This window comes from Streptomyces sp. NPDC094034, from assembly GCF_040303865.1.
Lineage (GTDB): Bacteria > Actinomycetota > Actinomycetes > Streptomycetales > Streptomycetaceae > Streptomyces.
The window spans coordinates 17,670-33,138 of record NZ_JBEOUD010000066.1; the positions used below are offsets into that span (position 1 = coordinate 17,670).

A 15,469-nucleotide genomic window follows, 5' to 3' on the forward strand; every position below is an offset into this window, starting at 1 on the left:
CGCTGACCGACTGGAGGCGCAGGTTTGTTAGAGGCGGCCGGCTTGTTCGGTAGCCACCCGCTTCGCGTGCCCGTAGGGCATGATGCCCACCGCTGGAGCACCTTCCACGGCGAACGCACCCTGGTTGTCGCCGCCCGTACCGTCACCTCGACGGTACGTGTCCTCGAAGCCCTGCCTGCGCTTCTGCGTGGCGACAGCCGCGTGACCGTCGTGTTCGCCTACGACTCCACGTCCGCGTTCAACGCTGGTGTCCTCGACCTCCTCCACGCTGCTGGATGCCGGGTCGCCCCCTGGGAGCAGTTGGGACACATCACCCCTGACCTCATCCTCTCCGCCAGCGAGAACATCGACGTTCCGGAGGGCGACTGCCCGGTGCTGGTGCTCCCGCACGGCGTGGGCTTCCAGAAACTCGTACCGGACTCACGCAGTCCGCGCGACAGGCTCTCCGGAGTCGTACCGGACTCCCTGCTGGAGACGGGACGTGCCTGGATGGCGGTCTCGCATCCGGTTCAGGAGGAGCAGCTGCTCGCCACCCACCCGAAGGCGGCAGGACGCACGCTGCTGGTCGGCGACCCGTGCTTCGACGAGCTCGTCGGCAGCCGACCGCGCAGGAAGGCGTACCGGGAGGCGCTGGGTGTCGCGGAGCATCAGCGTCTTGTCGTGGTCAGCTCGACCTGGGGGTCCACCTCGCTGCTCGGGAGTCATCCGGACCTTCTTCCTCGTCTCCTGGCGCAGCTTCCCTGTGACGAGTACCGGGTTGGCGCGATCATCCACCCCAATGTGTGGTCTGCGCACGGGGCGTGGCAGCTGCGTACCCTGCAGACCGCCGCCCTGGAGGCGGGGCTGCTGCTGATGCCGGCTGTGCATGCCTGGCGGCCCGCGCTCGTCGCGGCGGATGTCCTCGTAGGTGACCACGGCTCGGTGACGCTGTATGGCGCGGCAGCCGGTACTCCGCTGCTGCTGGCCGCGTTCGGCGGTGAGGCAGTGCCGGGGACAGCCGTCCATGACCTGGCGGCTGTCGCGCCTCGGCTCGATCCGGGCGGGGACCTGCTCCAGCAGTTGGAGGAGGTCGTACGGGAGCACACGTCCGAGCGGTACACCGCGGTCGCGGAGCGGGCTTTCGCCGAGCCGGGCCATGCGCTCGCCCGGCTCCGCACCGCCCTCTACCGGCTGCTGGAGCTCCCGGAGCCGTCCTCACCGCCGCCGTCTCCCCTGGCGCTGCCGGTTCCGGACCCGCCCGGCGCACCGGTGTCCTCATGGCAGGTGACCACCGGGGTCACGGAAGACAGTGAGGCGCCGACCGTCACCGTGCTCCGCTATGCGGCCGCCGCCTTCGCCCACGGCACGGCACGCCCGGAGTCAGCCACCTTCTTCACTCATCTGGCCTGTGCGGACGACGAACGCGACCTCCGGCTGGCCGAGAGCGCCTCGGTAATCGTTCAGCGCCGTTCCTCGTCCACCTCGGTCGGGGCACTGCGCTGGATCGAGGACACACTTGGCCGGTTGCCCGGTTGCCTTCTCGCCGCTTCGGCGGTGCGCGGGGGTGTCTGTCTGGTCGGGCTCAGGGACGGCCGGGTCGTGGAGGCGGCTGTCACGGGCCCGGCAACGGACCCGGGCATGCCGGCGGCGGTCGTCTACGCCTGCCTGCGGGCGGGGTTTCCTCTGGACGACGCGCACGTGACGCTGCGGATCGGCGGCATGCGGGACGAGGATGTGGTGCTGCGCCTTCGCCCCGCCCTGCCGATCGGGTAACCGCCTCCGCCCGGGGAACCGGCCTCAAGCTCCGAGGTCCTCCAGCCGATGCCGCAGGTCCTGCGCCCGGGCGTGGTTGCCGAGCGTCTCGTAGATGCCGGCGGCCCGGCTCAGGCACTCATGTACCAACTCCGCTCGCCCGCCCGCGTCATCAGCGATACCGGCGAGCTGCTCCAGGGCTTGCGCCTCGTACTGCATGCCCTGTGCCTCCTCGCCCAGGACACGGACTGCCTCCTGCAGTTCCCGGATCCCTTCCTCGGTGTCGCCGAGATGACCGTGTACGGCGCCGATCGCGGCTCTCACCCGCGCCGCCATCCGCCGGTCAGGCTCTTCACGGTTCTCCAGGTCCTGCTGTGCCCGGCGCAGCAGGACCATGGCCTGGGCGTGGTCGCCTCGGGCGTCGTGGGCGCATCCAAGGAAATAGGTGGCGAGGGCGGCTCCGCGGGTTTCTCCGGCACGTTCATTGAGTTCGAGGGAGCGCTGGTACGCCGTGACGGCGCTGTGCGGGTCGGTGACGTCCAGGTATCGGCCGAGGAATTCCTGAACGGAGGCCTGCAGGGTGAGGTGATCGGTCGCCTCGGCGAGGGCGGCTGCTGTGCCGAGTTGTTCTCTGGCGTGGTTGTTCTCGCCGAGGTCCAGCAACGGGCGTGACAGCAGGCTGCGCAGTCGGGCCTCGCCCGCCGTGGCCTGCGCGCTCTGGCCCGGTGTGTCTGCGGAGGCGGCCGCTGCTGCGGCCGCCTCGATGCCGAGCTGCAGCGATTCCCGCCACGCCCCGAGGTAGCGGTGGTACAGGAACAGCGCTGAGAATGCCTCTGCCAGTTGCCAGGCCAGGGTGTGCAGCTCGTAGCGGACGGCCGTGCGCAGGACCGCGAGAATGGCGTGGCGCTCGGTGTCCAGCCACTCCAGTGGTGGTGGCCCTCCGGCCGTGGCGAAGGGGTCGTCGGCGTCCCGCAGCAGGTCAGAGAGGTCGGCGATCCGCAGTCGCTCTGTCCTGAGCGCACGGTCAGCGAACGCGGTCAGGGCGAGATAGTGCGTGCCTACCCGCTCCGCCAGTGCGGCCTGCTCGGTTTCCGGCTCCTCCTCGGCCGCGTGTTCGCGGGCATGCAGACGGACCAGGTCGTGCATGCGGTACCGGCCATCACCCATGGCCTCCACCAGGCTGGCCTTCGCCAGGACACGCAGCAGGCGTTTCGTGCTCCTGGTGTCGGTATCGGCGGCGACCGCGGCCACGCCGGCGTCGAAGATGCCGAACGGCAGCCATCCGAGCAGCCGGTAGAGCCGAGCGGCGTCGGGCGGCAGCAGCCGGTAGGAGGGACCCAGGACCGTAGACACCGAGGACTCCTCCCCATCCATTGCCAGGCCGGCCAGCCGGCCGGCCTCGTCGTCGAGTTCGGCGGCCAGGTCCGCCATGCCCAGTCCGTCATCGGTGACCAGACGTGCCGCCACGACCTGCAGAGCCACCGGCAGGCCGCCGCACAGCTCCACCAGTCTTTGTGCGGCCTGCAGGTCGGCCTCGACTGCCTGTGCACCGCAGCGGTCCCTCAGCAGTTCCAGCCCGCCGTGGGCGTCCAATGGCCTGACGGTGATCAACCGGGCACCGTGCTGCATGGCCAGTTCACCGAGCCTGCTCTGACTCGTGGCCAGTACCACGCTGCCCGGCCCCTTGGGGATCAGCGCACGGACCTGTCCGGGCTGGTTCACGTCGTCGAGGACGAGGAGGATCCGCAGGTTGGCCGTGCGGGACCGGAACTGATTGGTTCGTTCGACAAGTGAAGCCGGCATGCCGATGTCGCCTCCCGGCAGTGCCCTCAGGCACATGGCCAGCGCCTCGGAGACATCCCCACCGGGCCCGATCATCGGGGTGACCTCGTCGCGCAGGGCAGCGAAATCCACGTACAACTGACCGTCCGGGAAACGCTCCTGGGACAGTTCAGCCCACCGCCAGGCCATGGCGGTCTTCCCGACGCCAGGCAGTCCGTCCAGCACGTCGATACCGACGGATGCGGGGGCACCCGTTCGCGTGCCGAGTGTCTCGTCCAGGGCCGCGAGCTCGGTCCTCCGGTTGCTGTACGGGATGGTCAGGACCGGTACTTGGTCGGGCCTGGCAGGAAGGCTGGACGCGGGCGCTGGTGCCGGCTGGACGTGGAAGGTGATACCGCCGTGGATGTGCGAGCCCTGAAAGGCGGGACCGTAGTAGTTCGCACCACCGCTGACCAGGTTGATGAAAGCGCGTGACGCGTCCGGCGCCAGCTCGGACAACATCTGCGCCAGTTCCTGCGCGGTAGCGGGGTCCTCCTGAAACATCCCTTCCAGTCGCTGCCGCAGGCGGGCCTGGACCTCTGCCCGGGTACCGGCGTCGCCCGCCGCTCGAGCGGTTTCCAACTCGTCTCTGGCCGCCTGGAGTTCTTCTTCAGTGGCCTCGTCCGAAGAGCGTCGCCGGAAGAACCGGACCAGTCCGCCTTTCGCGCGTTCCCACGACTCCGAAACCATCAGCCCGACCAGCGTCGTCGCCCCCGACGCGGCAAGTGCCGCCAACTCGGCTTCCACACAGCCCCCTTCGTCCATCCAGCCCTGCAGGGCAGTCGGACACCAACCGTAGAGAGATCTTGGACGCTTGGACAGCCCGGCTCGCCGCGTACCTCGTGGCCTCCTCGGCTCGCCACGGAAGGTGGCGCAGGAAATGATGATGTCGTCCACAAGGAGCAGACCCCGGGTCCAGCCGAATTGGGGCTTCAACAGCTGGCCTATGTCCATTGGCAGTCTCAACGGGCTGCGCCACGTCTCACCGGTCAGCCCACTGTCGGGGCCGCATTCCTCATCGGCACAATCATCCGGCCCCCGGGGGGGCGAGTTGCGTGCCTGATCGGTGAGGGCGAGATGCGGTCATCTTCAGCAAACATGTCTCGTCGCAGTGGCTCGTTGGGCGTGCCGTTGACGCGCTCCAGCGAGAGAATCTCAGGTGTCAGGGTCCGCGGAGCTTCCCGCATCGGGTTCGGTGCCCCGGTACGCCCGCTGAACCCTGTGCCAGGCGTTGATGACCTCGGGAGTCTGGTCAAGTAGTCCCCGCGCAACGAATAGGAAGATACTCAGCACGCCGGAGACCGCCAGCAGGCAGAGGATGATCGAGTCCATCTGTTCGAGTCCCTTGTGAGTCGGGGTCGAACAGGTGGCAATCACTCAGCTCGACCACCGGTGTGGTCAGAACTGAGTTCCACGCCGACGGTAAAGCTCAGGCCCAGCAATCCCATGGGTCGTGCAGATGTATGGGGCACCTGCGGCGAGTGGTGAGGTAGCAGGTGTCCGGGTCGTGGTTCACGGATCGAGCAGATACCCCTCGACGTGTCGGCTCGCGGGGAGCTGCTCCTGCGTTGCGCCTGACGATACACAGACCCGAGGCCGCACCATTCAGAAGTCTCATATACGTGACAGGTCACCAAAGATGGTATATGGGTCAGCCATTCTCAGGCCGCCGTCCTGGAGGCCGCCGCAAAGGCGGACTGCTGTGCCGGATCGAGGGGTTCGCTGTTCGGCAGGGCGGAGCGGTCCTGCTCAATGATGTGGCAAGTGTGCCGGGGATGTGGGTGCGCGTCGGATGGATGATCTCGAACCAGTCGGTGTCCTTTCGCAGATGTCGGGCGATGCCGCGGTTCCAGCGCCGGGTATGTCACGCCGTCGCAGCCAAGGGGCAGGCTGCCCCGAGGGGGCCGCATTCACCAAGCTGATCGAGGCCCACGCTCACGCCCGTGACAACGCCCTCGAGGCCGCGTCCCGGGACCTGATGCCTCAGAGGACCTGCTCGGCCGGCAGAGGAACAGCGGCAACTAACCCGGTGGGATCGACTCCTATCACCATGCTCGCCTTTCCGCGGACGCCGCCGAGGTCTTCCGCGACCTGAGAATCCCAACACGTCGTGTGCGCAGCGAATTGGGCACCGGTGTCCGGCGCTGCCTCGGGGCGGGGACGTATCTCGGCACTGTCAGTGGGCGACGAAAGAATGAGGGCGACGCGGCAGCCAGCGGCGGCGCTGCTCGTTGCAGTGCTCCTCTACTGGTAGCGCCAGTGGTTGTGTACCTGCTGCACATCGGTCTCAAGGACGTCTTGGAGCTCGGTGTCATCGTCCGGGGTGTCCAGACCGAGTGCTTCGGCGACGACGCGACAGGAGCCGGTCATGGTGGGTTCTGGCAGGTGGCCTGGTCAAGATCGAACCGCTTGTCTCCTCCTGGGGATGTCCGGCCCTGGATGGCTGCTGCGAATGTCAGGGGTTTGACAGCCAGGGTGGCTACCGATGAAACGACCACGTCACTCTCGACGGGACTGGACGAGCCTCAGCTGCTGGTACAGCCCGAGCCAGCGGCGCAGTTCCTGCTCCGTCTCGGCCGGGTCCGGCGTCACGGTGGTCGACAGGGTCGTCACGCTCTTCTTTGCTTCGGCCCAGGGCCTTGCGGGTGCGGGTCATGTGCGCAAGTCCCTGCGGGTCCGGGTGACTTTCCCGATGATGCGGACGGCATCGGCGTCGGGCTGGTCGATGCCGGCCCGACCGTGGTCGGCGGCTTCGCCGCCCGAGTCGAACAGCGGGACAGGCGACTGGTACTCGGCTGCCGCGGCGAAGGTCGCCCCGTCGATACGGCCTTCGAGCACCGCAATCCGCAGCCCAAGGAGGTTTCCTCCGTGGCAGCCGGCCCACCCCGCGCAGATCCGGCCCCCGGTACTGTCCGCGTCGGCCTGGTGGCACTGGAACAGCCGCGGCGGCTGATCAGGCGTGGCGGCATCGTAACGGCGCAGCTTCTCGTACTCCTCCTGCGCCCACACCCCCGAGGGCACGTCACGGCGGTAGGGGCAGCTCTCACACGGGCGCGGCGCGGGCGGACGCATCTGCGAAGTCACCAACCGAGTATGAGGAGCGTCTTGTGGGCGTGCAGGAGGCGGGTCTGGCCGTCAGGCAGTCACGAGCTTCCTCGGGGATGCGCACGTTGGCATCGGACATGTTGTGACTTATATCATTCACCCCACCCGATACGGGTACGTACCCGTATCGGGTGGGGTGCCAGAAGTCTTTCGCGCGCGGCGCTGGGGAGGAGGAGGGGGCTGCTGGCCGGGCTGCACGGCGGCAGACTTCAGATGGGGGTCACGTCTTCCGGCAGTACTTGAGGCGGCGTGGCGGTGAAGAAGGTGCGCAGGGGTCCGTCGATGGTGCGCTCTCGGTCGGTGCTGGCGGCATCCAGGATCGGTGCGAGATCGTTCGTGTCGCAGGGGGTGAGGATGAGCCAACGCAGCATGACCTCGCGGATGGTCAGTCTCAGCTCACGGAGCTGCGTCAGTCTCTCCGTCCCTGTGTGCTCGGTGAGGACGTCTCCGTGGACGTACGTGGAGCGGGCGCTGTAGGCGCTGCGTACCGTCTCCTCGACACGTTTGCGGTGTTCGAGGGTGAGGAAGAGCGCGGAGGCCCGGGTTCGGATGTTCTTGCTGATGCTCGCGCCGGCCTCGTCCTTCTCGGGGGTGTTGGCCCGTGTCTTCCTGGCTGGGCTGATCATCAGAGCCTCCAGAGCGATGACGTAGTCCAGCAGGTGGAGCTCGTCCGCTTCTTCTTCCCACACGCCCCAGTCGCTGTAGGTGCGCTGGAGAAGGTCGCGCTGGCGCTCGCCGGGCGTCCGGGGGCCCGGCTGGCCGCTCATCTGTCCATCCCGACGAGCGCGAACTCCCTGCTCAGAATCGTACGCAAGCTTCCAGACAAGCGGGGCGAGGCCGCGCCCCGCGTGTTGGGCATCGATGATTTCGCCCTGGAGAAGGGGCACGTCTACGGAACGATCATCTTGGACATGGAGACCGGAGAACGCGTCGAAGTTCTACCCGATCGCACCGCAGAGACCCTCACCGCATGGCTGCGTGCACACCCTGGAGCGGAGATCGTCTGCCGGGACAGGGCCAGCGCCTACGCCGAGGCCGTACGCACCGCTTGCCCTGACGCGATCCAGGCCGCGGACCGCTTCCACTTGTGGAAGAACCTGTGCGAAGCAGTCGAGAAGTGCGTTGCCACACACCGTAGTTGCCTCGCCGAGCCTACCGAGGACGCACCGGCTGACGCCACTGCTGCCGAGCAGGAGGTGCCGGGGCGGCCGGAGGGGATGCGCGTGATCCGGCGCCGCGAGCGTCACGCCGCCGTGCACGCCCTCTACGACAAGGGCGTCCCGATCCAGGCAATCACCGTGGCCCTCGGACTAGACTGCAAGACGGTACGCCGATACGCGCACGCGGCCACCCCCGAGGACGCAACGCTGGGCACCGGATCACGCCGCTACGGCCAGGTCCACGGCTACTCTCCCTACCTCCACCGCCGTTGGAACGAGGGCTGCACGGACGCGGCACGGCTCCACGCGGAGATCACCGAGCTCGGCTTCACCGGTAGCAGGCGGACCGTGCGCCGACACCTCCAGGAGATCCGGGCCAGCGGCAAACCCGCTCCCGACAAGCCCAAAACTCTGACGGTCCGCACGGCCACCTGGCTGATCACCTCGCACCCGGACAACCTGGACGAGTGCAGCACGCTCAAGCTCAAGAAGCTCCTGTCCCGCTGCCCCGAACTGGACGCCGTCGCCGCCTGCGTCCGCTCCTTCGCCGCGATGATGACTGACCGCCGCGGCAGCGACCTCGCCGACTGGCTCACCAACGCCGAGGACACCCAGATGAAGCCGCTGCAGAGTCTGGCCCGTGGCCTACGACAGGACTTCAAGGCCGTCACCGCCGGCCTCACTCTGGAATGGAGCTCAGGCAAGGTCGAGGGCAACGTCAACAGAGTGAAGCGAATCAAGAGGGACGGATACGGCCGCGCCGGGTTCGACCTCCTCCGCCTGCAGATACTCCTCGCCGGCTGAAGACGGTCATCCTCCGCAGCCGCCCCACAAGAAGTGGATCAGAACCGCTTACGAAGACCGCCGTCAGTCTCGGGCAACGAGTTCGGTGGCTTCCGATCGTCCGGGCTATCTGTGATGGTGTCACTCTACATGCCCTAAGCGACTTGTCCGATTTGCATGGCAACTGGCGCTCTGTCAGGGCGTGTCGGTGGTCTCGACGACGTGCCGACATCGTGCCGCCGTCAGCACAGTGCGCCGTCAGCCGGACCGGGGGCCAACAGTTGATGGACAACGGTCGTTCGCTTCCGAACTCGCCCTGCAGCGCGGGAGACTACCTCACCCGGAGGTTCGTCAGCAGGCGGTTCGCGCAGTTGGGGCCGCCCCCGCCAACATGATCTCAGCACGTTGCCGGATCCTCCCGCCGACTGCCCGCACCCGACCGTCTGGAGGCGCCGTCATGCCCGCCGAGCCCACTTCCTGCGCCGCGGCCCCGGCGGCTGCGGGTCCTCTTGGCACCCGAGAGACCGCCGTCGTCATCACCGCGATCACCGCGCTGACCGTTCTCGCCATCCTCGGGCGTGAGATCCCCAAGCCCCTGGCCACGCTCGCGGCCGCCACCTGTCTGCTCCTCGTCCCCGCCTGCCTGATCACCTCACCGCACGTCACGCCCGGCCCCGCCACGGCCTGACGCCCCTGCCGTACACCGCCCCTCCCCACCGGGCGGCGGACGGCGGGGCAGCTGGCTTCCGAACGGCAACATGTTGCTGCAGCAGGCGACACGCTGTCCCACCGTCACGAACAGGGGGTCGGGGACCCCAGCTACCAGACGACAACTGGAATGTAATGTGGTGGCCAGTCTGTCCGCCCGGCATGCTCCGGGAGTGGGCACTCCCCCTGTTCGCCCCCCGTCTTCCACGCAGACGAGTCCTCGAACCCCGGACGGAATCTGCTCGACCCTCATCAGCTGGTGTTCCCCCTGACCGGGACGTACCTGTCCAACAAGGTGGCTGCGTCAATCGTGGACGAGGTCCGGTCCCAGCTTCCGCCCGCCCAAGGCGAACCCAGTACAGGCCTCTCGCACCTCGTCACGGGGCCGCAGGGCGCTGACGCGGGCCTTCGGGAGCCCGCGGGTAGCGTCCGCAGCACCTAATCGACAAGCAGTTCATGGCCGTCACCAAGCTGGTCGACATCCTGGTCGAGCCGCTCGCCCACACTGACGGCCTCAGCCTGTACGAGAACCAGAGCTGCCTGGCCCTGGCCGAGTTACTGCGCATGACCGGACCGGGTCCTCGGCGACGCCGCAGCGGACGTGAGTGCGTGAGAAAGTGTGGTGTCGGAGGCATCCAGGGGTTGTGAGCTGCAGAAAGAAGGTGGAGAGCGGGTGTACGTCACCAGGATCCAGCTGGAAAACATCAAGGGATTCAGCCGGAAACGCGCTGTGGACCTGGAGCTGCCCGGGCGCAGCGGCTGGATCGTGCTGGCGGGGCGCAACAGTTCGGGGAAGTCGACTCTGTTGCAGGCCGTGGCTCTGGCCCTCGCCGGTCCGGACATGGCTCGGGAACTCAATCAGGATTTCAGCGGCTGGCTGACGCGCCGGGCATCAAAGGGTCGGGTGACAGTAGAGGTCATCAGTGAAGCCGGCGCTGACGCCTTCGTTGCAGGTGGCAGGCGGGAGAAGCACCTGACACTGGGGGTGGAGTGGGCCCGTCCCTCCTTGCAGCCGGGTGAACGGTTTCAGCGGCTGGAGATGGCTCCGATCCAAGCAGTCCCCCGTGCAGCTGCGTTCGGTCCTTGGGCGCCGAACCCGCAGGGTTGGTTCTGCGCGGGGTACGGTCCGTTCAGGCGGCTGACCGGGGGCGTTGGGTCTTCGCACAGCCGTGATTCTGTGCTCCTGGGGCCTACCGCAACGCTCTTTCGCGAGGATGCCTCGCTCGCCGAGAGTGTGACGTGGGCGGTCGATCTTCATCACCGCAAGCTGGAGGAGGAGCAGGCACTGCGGGAGGGAGAGGAACGGGAGCGGATGGCAGGTCCTTTGTTGGACACGGTGTTGGCACTGCTGCGTGATGGCCTGCTTCCGGGCAGTTATCAGGTCCGGCGGATCACGGCCGACGGCCTGTGGGTTTCCGAGCGGGGCGTTAAGGCCGAGAATCAGTTCCCGCTGCGGGAGATGAGTGACGGCTACCGCGCAGTGGCGGCTCTGGTACTGGACATTGTCCAGCAGCTCCACAGAGCGTACGGCTGTTTGGAGACTGGTCCAGCTCCGGACGGTGGTACTGCGGTCCTGCAGCCCGGGGTCGTCCTGATCGACGAGATGGATGCCCACCTGCATGTGACCTGGCAGCGCAGGATCAGTGACTGGCTACGGACCCACTTCCCCCACATCCAGTTCATCGTCACCAGCCACAGCCCGTACATCTGCCAGGCCGCCGATGAAGGTGCCCTGATCCGCCTGCCCGGACCGGATGAGGACCGGCCGCCCGAGGTGGTGACCGAGGATCTCTACCGGCGGGTCGTCTACGGCACTGCGGACGACGCGGCGCTCTCGGAGCTCTTCGGCCTGGAGACCTCCTTCTCCAGTCGCGCCGAGGTGGAGCGGCAACGGCTGGTGGCTCTCGAACGCAAGGTCTACGCCGGCACGGCCACCGCTGAGGAGAAAGCCGAGTACAAGGAGCTGAGCCGACTGCTGACGAGTTCGCTGCAGACCCGGGTGGCCGAGGTGGCGGCGCGGCTGGAGCAGGATCGGTGATCCCGCTCCAGCGGGTGCCCGCCCCGGACAGGACGCAGACCCTGCTGCGGAACTGGACCACGCGGGTGCAGAACGCGGGGGCGACCGCTGAGGCAGCACGCGCCGAGTGGAAGAAGGCGAAGTACCCCAAGAAGCATGTCAAGGAGCTGCTGGAATCGATGGCGCACGGTGCGGTGCGATGCATGTATTGCGACGACAGCCATGAAACCGACATCGACCACTTCCAGCCTCTTGCCGCAGCGCCCCTGCGCGCGTTCGTCTGGGCCAACCACCTGATCGCCTGTGCCTGGTGCAACAGCAACGACAAGCGGGACTTGTACCCGCTGGCTGCGGACGGTACCTGCCTGCTGATCGACCCCACGGTGGATGACCCCGCCGATCACCTCGTCCTGCGGTTCGCAAGCTGCCTGTATGAGGGGCGCACCGGCAAGGGGGAAGCGAGTATCGAGGTGTTCGGGCTCAACCGGCCCGACCTCGTCCAGGGCCGGACCCGGGCCTTCACGACCGCCTGTCTGGTCATAGAAGGGTGGCACCGGCGCTACCTGGAAAGAGAGCCGAGTGCCGAGGACAAAGCGCGTGCACTCCTCGATTCGCCGTTCGTGGACGTCGTGTACTCCCTGACCCGCCTTGATCCGGACATCGCCGAGACCGTCCTCGAGGAGCAGACACTGCCCGCCCTGGCTGCCTGGCGCAGCGTGTACGACACCACCCCCAACGCATAGACCCCGTAGCTGCGCCTGGTGCGGCAGGCCCAGCTACCGGTGACACCGTGCCATCGACTTCCCCGTCCGCTGCACCCCATCATCAGGCCGGGGCGCTCCGGGCAGGCCGATTACCGGGGCCCGGCGGCATGCGGCAGCCGGGGCCTGGCAGACTCGGGGCGGCCCCGCAGCGCACGCGGCAGGACCGCAGCAGGTGGCAGATTCAAAGCTCAATGACACTGAGAGCGGCACTGGCACCGTTAACAGAACCCCATAGCCTGCTCCGGCGCAGAACGGCGTGATCTTCGAGGGGGAGGAACTCTGATGACAGGTGGCAGCAGGCCCGGCACGGATGTCCGCGGCGGCCACATCGGACTGGTCGTCACGCTCATTCTCCTGGTCGGTATCGCCAGTTCCTCCGGCCTTCGCTGGACTCTGATCGTCGCGGGGTGCTTCATCGCCTGGTTCGTCCTCACGCTGGCCGTCATCCGCATCAGGGGTGGACGCGGCAGAGAAGCCGTACGGCGGGCTTACGTGGCCACGTTCGGCTGGGGCGACTACGTCAGCCCCTGACAGGGTGACGTGGCACGCCTCCTCCTTCCTCACGGGTGTCCGGACTCAACTCGTGCCGGCCGGAATCGGCCGGGACGGCGTGCGAGCACTTGCTGTCGGTCAGATGTGGACGGCGCGGACGCCCAGATGTCCCGCCTGGCGTAGGCGGGGATCACGGCGTCGGCGAGGACGGGCTCGCGATGGTCGTCGTCACTACCGAAGGGCGCGGAGCTGTGTCCTACGGGTAGCGGCAGGCGAGGTATGCCACGACCCAGGCGGTGGGCGTCCATGCCCGGTCCGAGTTCTGCTGCGTTACTGCGGGCCAGCCAGGTTGTACGCGGCGAACACTCAGCAGGCCGGAGGGAAGCGGACACGACTGGTTTCCGCGGAGCTGTTCCTGGCTCGTTCGGCATGGTGGAGCCGCGGGATCCGTGAGCCTGCGGCCCGGAATCGGTGCTTCTCGTGTCGTTCACGTCGTGAGTGTCGGCGACGACCTTGTCCGCACGAAGGGTGTTCTGCCTGTGCTTACCGGAACGGGTGAGACGTGTATGGATCCCTCTGCGAGTCCCGCTCACTTCTCCGTCACCCGACTCTGGCCCCGTGCCTGCGCCAGGAGGGCGCGAGCGGTCCGCTGTGTGCCACCGCTGGGCCCTCCCAGGCTTCGGACGGCCTCTCTGTACGGGTGACGGGGCCGCAACCGAACCGCTGCGGCCCCGCTCCGTGCGTGCTTCCGGTTATCGGGCGAGGGTGATGCCGACCGGGGCGTTGGCGCAGCCGTTGGCGGTTTCGGTCAGCGCGTTCTTCTCGGTGGTGTCGATGCTGAGCTGCCAGCGGATCTTGGTGGCGATCCAGTCGGCGACGTACTGGCAGCGGTATCCGGCGAAGGGCGGCAGCCACGTCGCGGGGTCCTGGTCGGCCTTGGATCGGTTGGTCTTCGCGGAGACGGCGATCAGGCTCCTGGTGGCGTCGAGGTCGTTGGCGTAGGCCTGGCGTTCGGCCGGTGACCACTGGGAGGCTCCGGAGTCCCAGGCCTCGGCGAGCGGTACGAGGTGGTCGATGTCCAGTCCGGCGGGGCCGTCGATGTACTGGTTGTCGTACGGGCTGTACCAACGGCCGGCGGTCAGCTTGCATCCCGCCTCCTGCACCGGGGCGAGGACTGCTTCCTCCTTGAGGACTTCGGCGCGGGTGGAGCAGCCGTCCTTGTCGGCGTCGATCCAGTGCTTGAACAGGCTACGGCTGTAGCCGGTACGGTCCTCGTCCTGGACCGGCAGGGCGCCGAGCGCGTCGGCCAGCGGCATTGTGAGGACGTCGCCGGGTGCCCCGAGCGGGCCCGCGACCGCGGCTGAGGCGGGGGCGGCGGGCGTGAGGAACGCGCCCAGGGCGGCGAGGGTGACGACTGCTGTGCGGAACAAGACAATACCTTTCGAGAACGCGTGGAGTACGGGTTCCTTGGTAGCGGCTCTGGACCATCGCCGTGCTGTGACCAGCCGTCACCTCACCCGCGCGGTGGTAAGTCGCACTGCCCGTCCGCGTATGCTTTGGCGCTGGCGTCGACGGGATCATGCCTGCTGACGGATGTCGGTCTCTGGGCTCGGCCAACTAATCGCGCCCAGCTCAGCCGCACGGCAGATCGCGTGCTGCATGGCGGGGATGTTCCGCCCGGGGCTGTGCGCGTTTGGGCGCCAGGTGTGGTCGGAGTCCGGGCAGACCGTGTCTGCGGATTTCCTCATCGCCCCAGAACTGGCGCTGCCCGGATCCGCAGGCAGTGCAGACCGTGGTCTCTACGGGCTTCTCTGACGCTGTGTCCTCCTTTGCCCGGCGGTGGGCGCCGGCACGAGGGCGGCACCGGTCCGTTTGGCGGGCACGGGGCGATGCGGGCGAAGGACGGTTGATGCCTTGCTGGGCGTGGGGGCGGGTCGGCGGGAGTGGTCTGGGGCCTTTGTCAGCGGGGGCGCCAGGTTCGGATTTCGAGGTGGGTGATGTGGGCGTCGCGGTGGATGCGTCCGGTTTCGAGGAGCCATTGGTGGATGGCTGCGGTGACGTCGCCGCCGGCTGTGTCGACGCGGTGGGCGAAGTCGGCGGCGTCGAAGCCTCCGGTGGTGGCGGAGCCGTAGGAGCGTTCTTCGGTGTGGTCGGTGCGCTGGAGGACGTCGCGTCGGATGCCGGGTGAGTCGGTGCGGCTGCCGGAGGCGAGGGTGTAGCCGGTTTTGGGCATGCGGACGGTGAAGGCGAGGCGCAGTCCTTGGCGGGCGGCTTCGGCGATGAGGGGGCGTAGGCGGGCGGAGCCGGAGGCGATGGCTTGGGCGCCGGCGCGGCCGGTGCCGGTGCCGGTGGGGGTGATGAGGACGGCTTTGGTGCGGACGCGGGCGCGGGTGCCGGTGGCGGTGGTGCGGCGGGTGATGTGGCGGGCGGCGATGGCGGCGAGTTCGGGCAGGTCGGTGATGCCTGCGGTGTGGATGGCGTTGAGGGTGTGGGTGAGGGCGGGGATGAAGGCGGCGCCTTTTCCTCGTGTGTAGAACTGGGAGACGAGGGAGGGGTCGCGGTCGATGATGCGGGCGATGTCGCGTTTGGTGAAGCCTGCGGCCTGGAACTGGTCGGCGAGGCGGGCGGCTTCGCCTGGTTGCGGGGTGGGGCGGGGGGTGCGGGGTGGCATCAGGATCGACCGCCGTGGGTGCGGGTGTGGTGGAGGGCGGCGCGTGCGGCGTCGCGCAGGGTGAGGAGTTCTTCTTCGGTGGTGGGGGCGGGGAGGGGGCCGGTGAGGTGGCCTTTGTTGAGGTAGTCGCCGGGCTGGCCGTGGTAGGGCCAGTGGTGGGGCTGGGTGAGGTAGAGGGCGTCGGTGCGGAAGGCGACGACGGTGCCGGGGGGTACGT

Annotated in this window: 14 protein-coding genes and 1 pseudogene; 7 read left to right on the plus strand and 8 right to left on the minus strand. The window is 68.0% G+C overall.

Annotation, left to right across the window (positions count from 1 at the left end; all coding sequences use genetic code 11):
• The first annotated feature begins 66 nt into the window (after nucleotides 1-66).
• The gene (locus ABTZ59_RS34530) at nucleotides 67-1,752 is read left to right on the plus strand and encodes a hypothetical protein (RefSeq protein WP_351423951.1); all 1,686 of its coding nucleotides are present in this window, start codon (nucleotides 67-69) and stop codon (nucleotides 1,750-1,752) included.
• Between the two features lie 24 nt (nucleotides 1,753-1,776).
• Here ABTZ59_RS34530 and ABTZ59_RS34535 read toward each other — a convergent pair whose 3' ends face one another.
• The 5 genes from ABTZ59_RS34535 to ABTZ59_RS34555 form a co-directional block, all read right to left on the minus strand.
• Nucleotides 1,777-4,299, minus strand: a complete 2,523-nt coding sequence (locus tag ABTZ59_RS34535) for an NB-ARC domain-containing protein (protein ID WP_351423954.1) — start codon at nucleotides 4,297-4,299, stop codon at nucleotides 1,777-1,779.
• Between the two features lie 408 nt (nucleotides 4,300-4,707).
• Nucleotides 4,708-4,884 carry a hypothetical protein gene (locus ABTZ59_RS34540; RefSeq protein ID WP_351423957.1) on the minus strand — a complete coding sequence of 59 codons (177 nt, stop codon included), beginning with the start codon at nucleotides 4,882-4,884 and terminating at the stop codon, nucleotides 4,708-4,710.
• 912 nt (nucleotides 4,885-5,796) lie between these two features.
• The gene (locus ABTZ59_RS34545) at nucleotides 5,797-5,922 is read right to left on the minus strand and encodes a hypothetical protein (protein ID WP_351423960.1); all 126 of its coding nucleotides are present in this window, start codon (nucleotides 5,920-5,922) and stop codon (nucleotides 5,797-5,799) included.
• 282 nt (nucleotides 5,923-6,204) lie between these two features.
• A complete protein-coding gene (locus ABTZ59_RS34550) occupies nucleotides 6,205-6,636 on the minus strand; it encodes a DUF6283 family protein (RefSeq protein WP_351423963.1) in 432 nt (143 codons plus the stop codon).
• 230 nt (nucleotides 6,637-6,866) lie between these two features.
• The gene (locus ABTZ59_RS34555) at nucleotides 6,867-7,424 is read right to left on the minus strand and encodes a hypothetical protein (protein ID WP_351423993.1); all 558 of its coding nucleotides are present in this window, start codon (nucleotides 7,422-7,424) and stop codon (nucleotides 6,867-6,869) included.
• On the opposite strand from ABTZ59_RS34555, the gene ABTZ59_RS34560 reads away from it, so the two are divergent.
• The 6 genes from ABTZ59_RS34560 to ABTZ59_RS34585 all read left to right on the plus strand — a co-directional run bounded on the left by ABTZ59_RS34560 (nucleotide 7,317) and on the right by ABTZ59_RS34585 (nucleotide 12,620).
• Complete coding sequence (locus ABTZ59_RS34560; protein WP_351423968.1) at nucleotides 7,317-8,621, plus strand: ISL3 family transposase; 1,305 nt, start codon at nucleotides 7,317-7,319, stop codon at nucleotides 8,619-8,621. The genes ABTZ59_RS34555 and ABTZ59_RS34560 overlap by 108 nt on opposite strands.
• 436 nt (nucleotides 8,622-9,057) lie before the next feature.
• On the plus strand, nucleotides 9,058-9,288 hold the full coding sequence (locus tag ABTZ59_RS34565; protein ID WP_351423971.1) for a hypothetical protein: 231 nt from the start codon (nucleotides 9,058-9,060) through the stop codon (nucleotides 9,286-9,288).
• A gap of 476 nt (nucleotides 9,289-9,764) precedes the next feature.
• Entirely contained in the window at nucleotides 9,765-9,956 is a 192-nt protein-coding gene (locus ABTZ59_RS34570) for a hypothetical protein (RefSeq protein WP_351423974.1), read from the plus strand.
• A gap of 25 nt (nucleotides 9,957-9,981) precedes the next feature.
• Nucleotides 9,982-11,346 carry an AAA family ATPase gene (locus ABTZ59_RS34575; protein ID WP_351423977.1) on the plus strand — a complete coding sequence of 455 codons (1,365 nt, stop codon included), beginning with the start codon at nucleotides 9,982-9,984 and terminating at the stop codon, nucleotides 11,344-11,346.
• The gene (locus ABTZ59_RS34580; RefSeq protein WP_351423980.1) at nucleotides 11,343-12,068 is read left to right on the plus strand and encodes an HNH endonuclease family protein; all 726 of its coding nucleotides are present in this window, start codon (nucleotides 11,343-11,345) and stop codon (nucleotides 12,066-12,068) included. The genes ABTZ59_RS34575 and ABTZ59_RS34580 overlap by 4 nt, the downstream gene beginning before the upstream one ends.
• Nucleotides 12,069-12,371: 303 nt before the next feature.
• Nucleotides 12,372-12,620 (plus strand): hypothetical protein, encoded by a 249-nt coding sequence (locus tag ABTZ59_RS34585; RefSeq protein ID WP_351423983.1) that lies wholly within the window; start codon nucleotides 12,372-12,374, stop codon nucleotides 12,618-12,620.
• 713 nt (nucleotides 12,621-13,333) lie between these two features.
• On the opposite strand, the gene ABTZ59_RS34590 is transcribed toward ABTZ59_RS34585, so the two are convergent.
• The 3 genes and pseudogenes from ABTZ59_RS34590 to ABTZ59_RS34600 all read right to left on the minus strand — a co-directional run.
• Entirely contained in the window at nucleotides 13,334-14,017 is a 684-nt protein-coding gene (locus tag ABTZ59_RS34590; RefSeq protein ID WP_503003848.1) for an HNH endonuclease family protein, read from the minus strand.
• Between the two features lie 524 nt (nucleotides 14,018-14,541).
• On the minus strand, nucleotides 14,542-15,252 hold the full coding sequence (locus ABTZ59_RS34595) for a helix-turn-helix domain containing protein (protein WP_351423989.1): 711 nt from the start codon (nucleotides 15,250-15,252) through the stop codon (nucleotides 14,542-14,544).
• Nucleotides 15,252-15,469: pseudogene (locus ABTZ59_RS34600) on the minus strand (hypothetical protein); the annotation flags it as partial. The gene ABTZ59_RS34595 and the pseudogene ABTZ59_RS34600, both read right to left, overlap by 1 nt.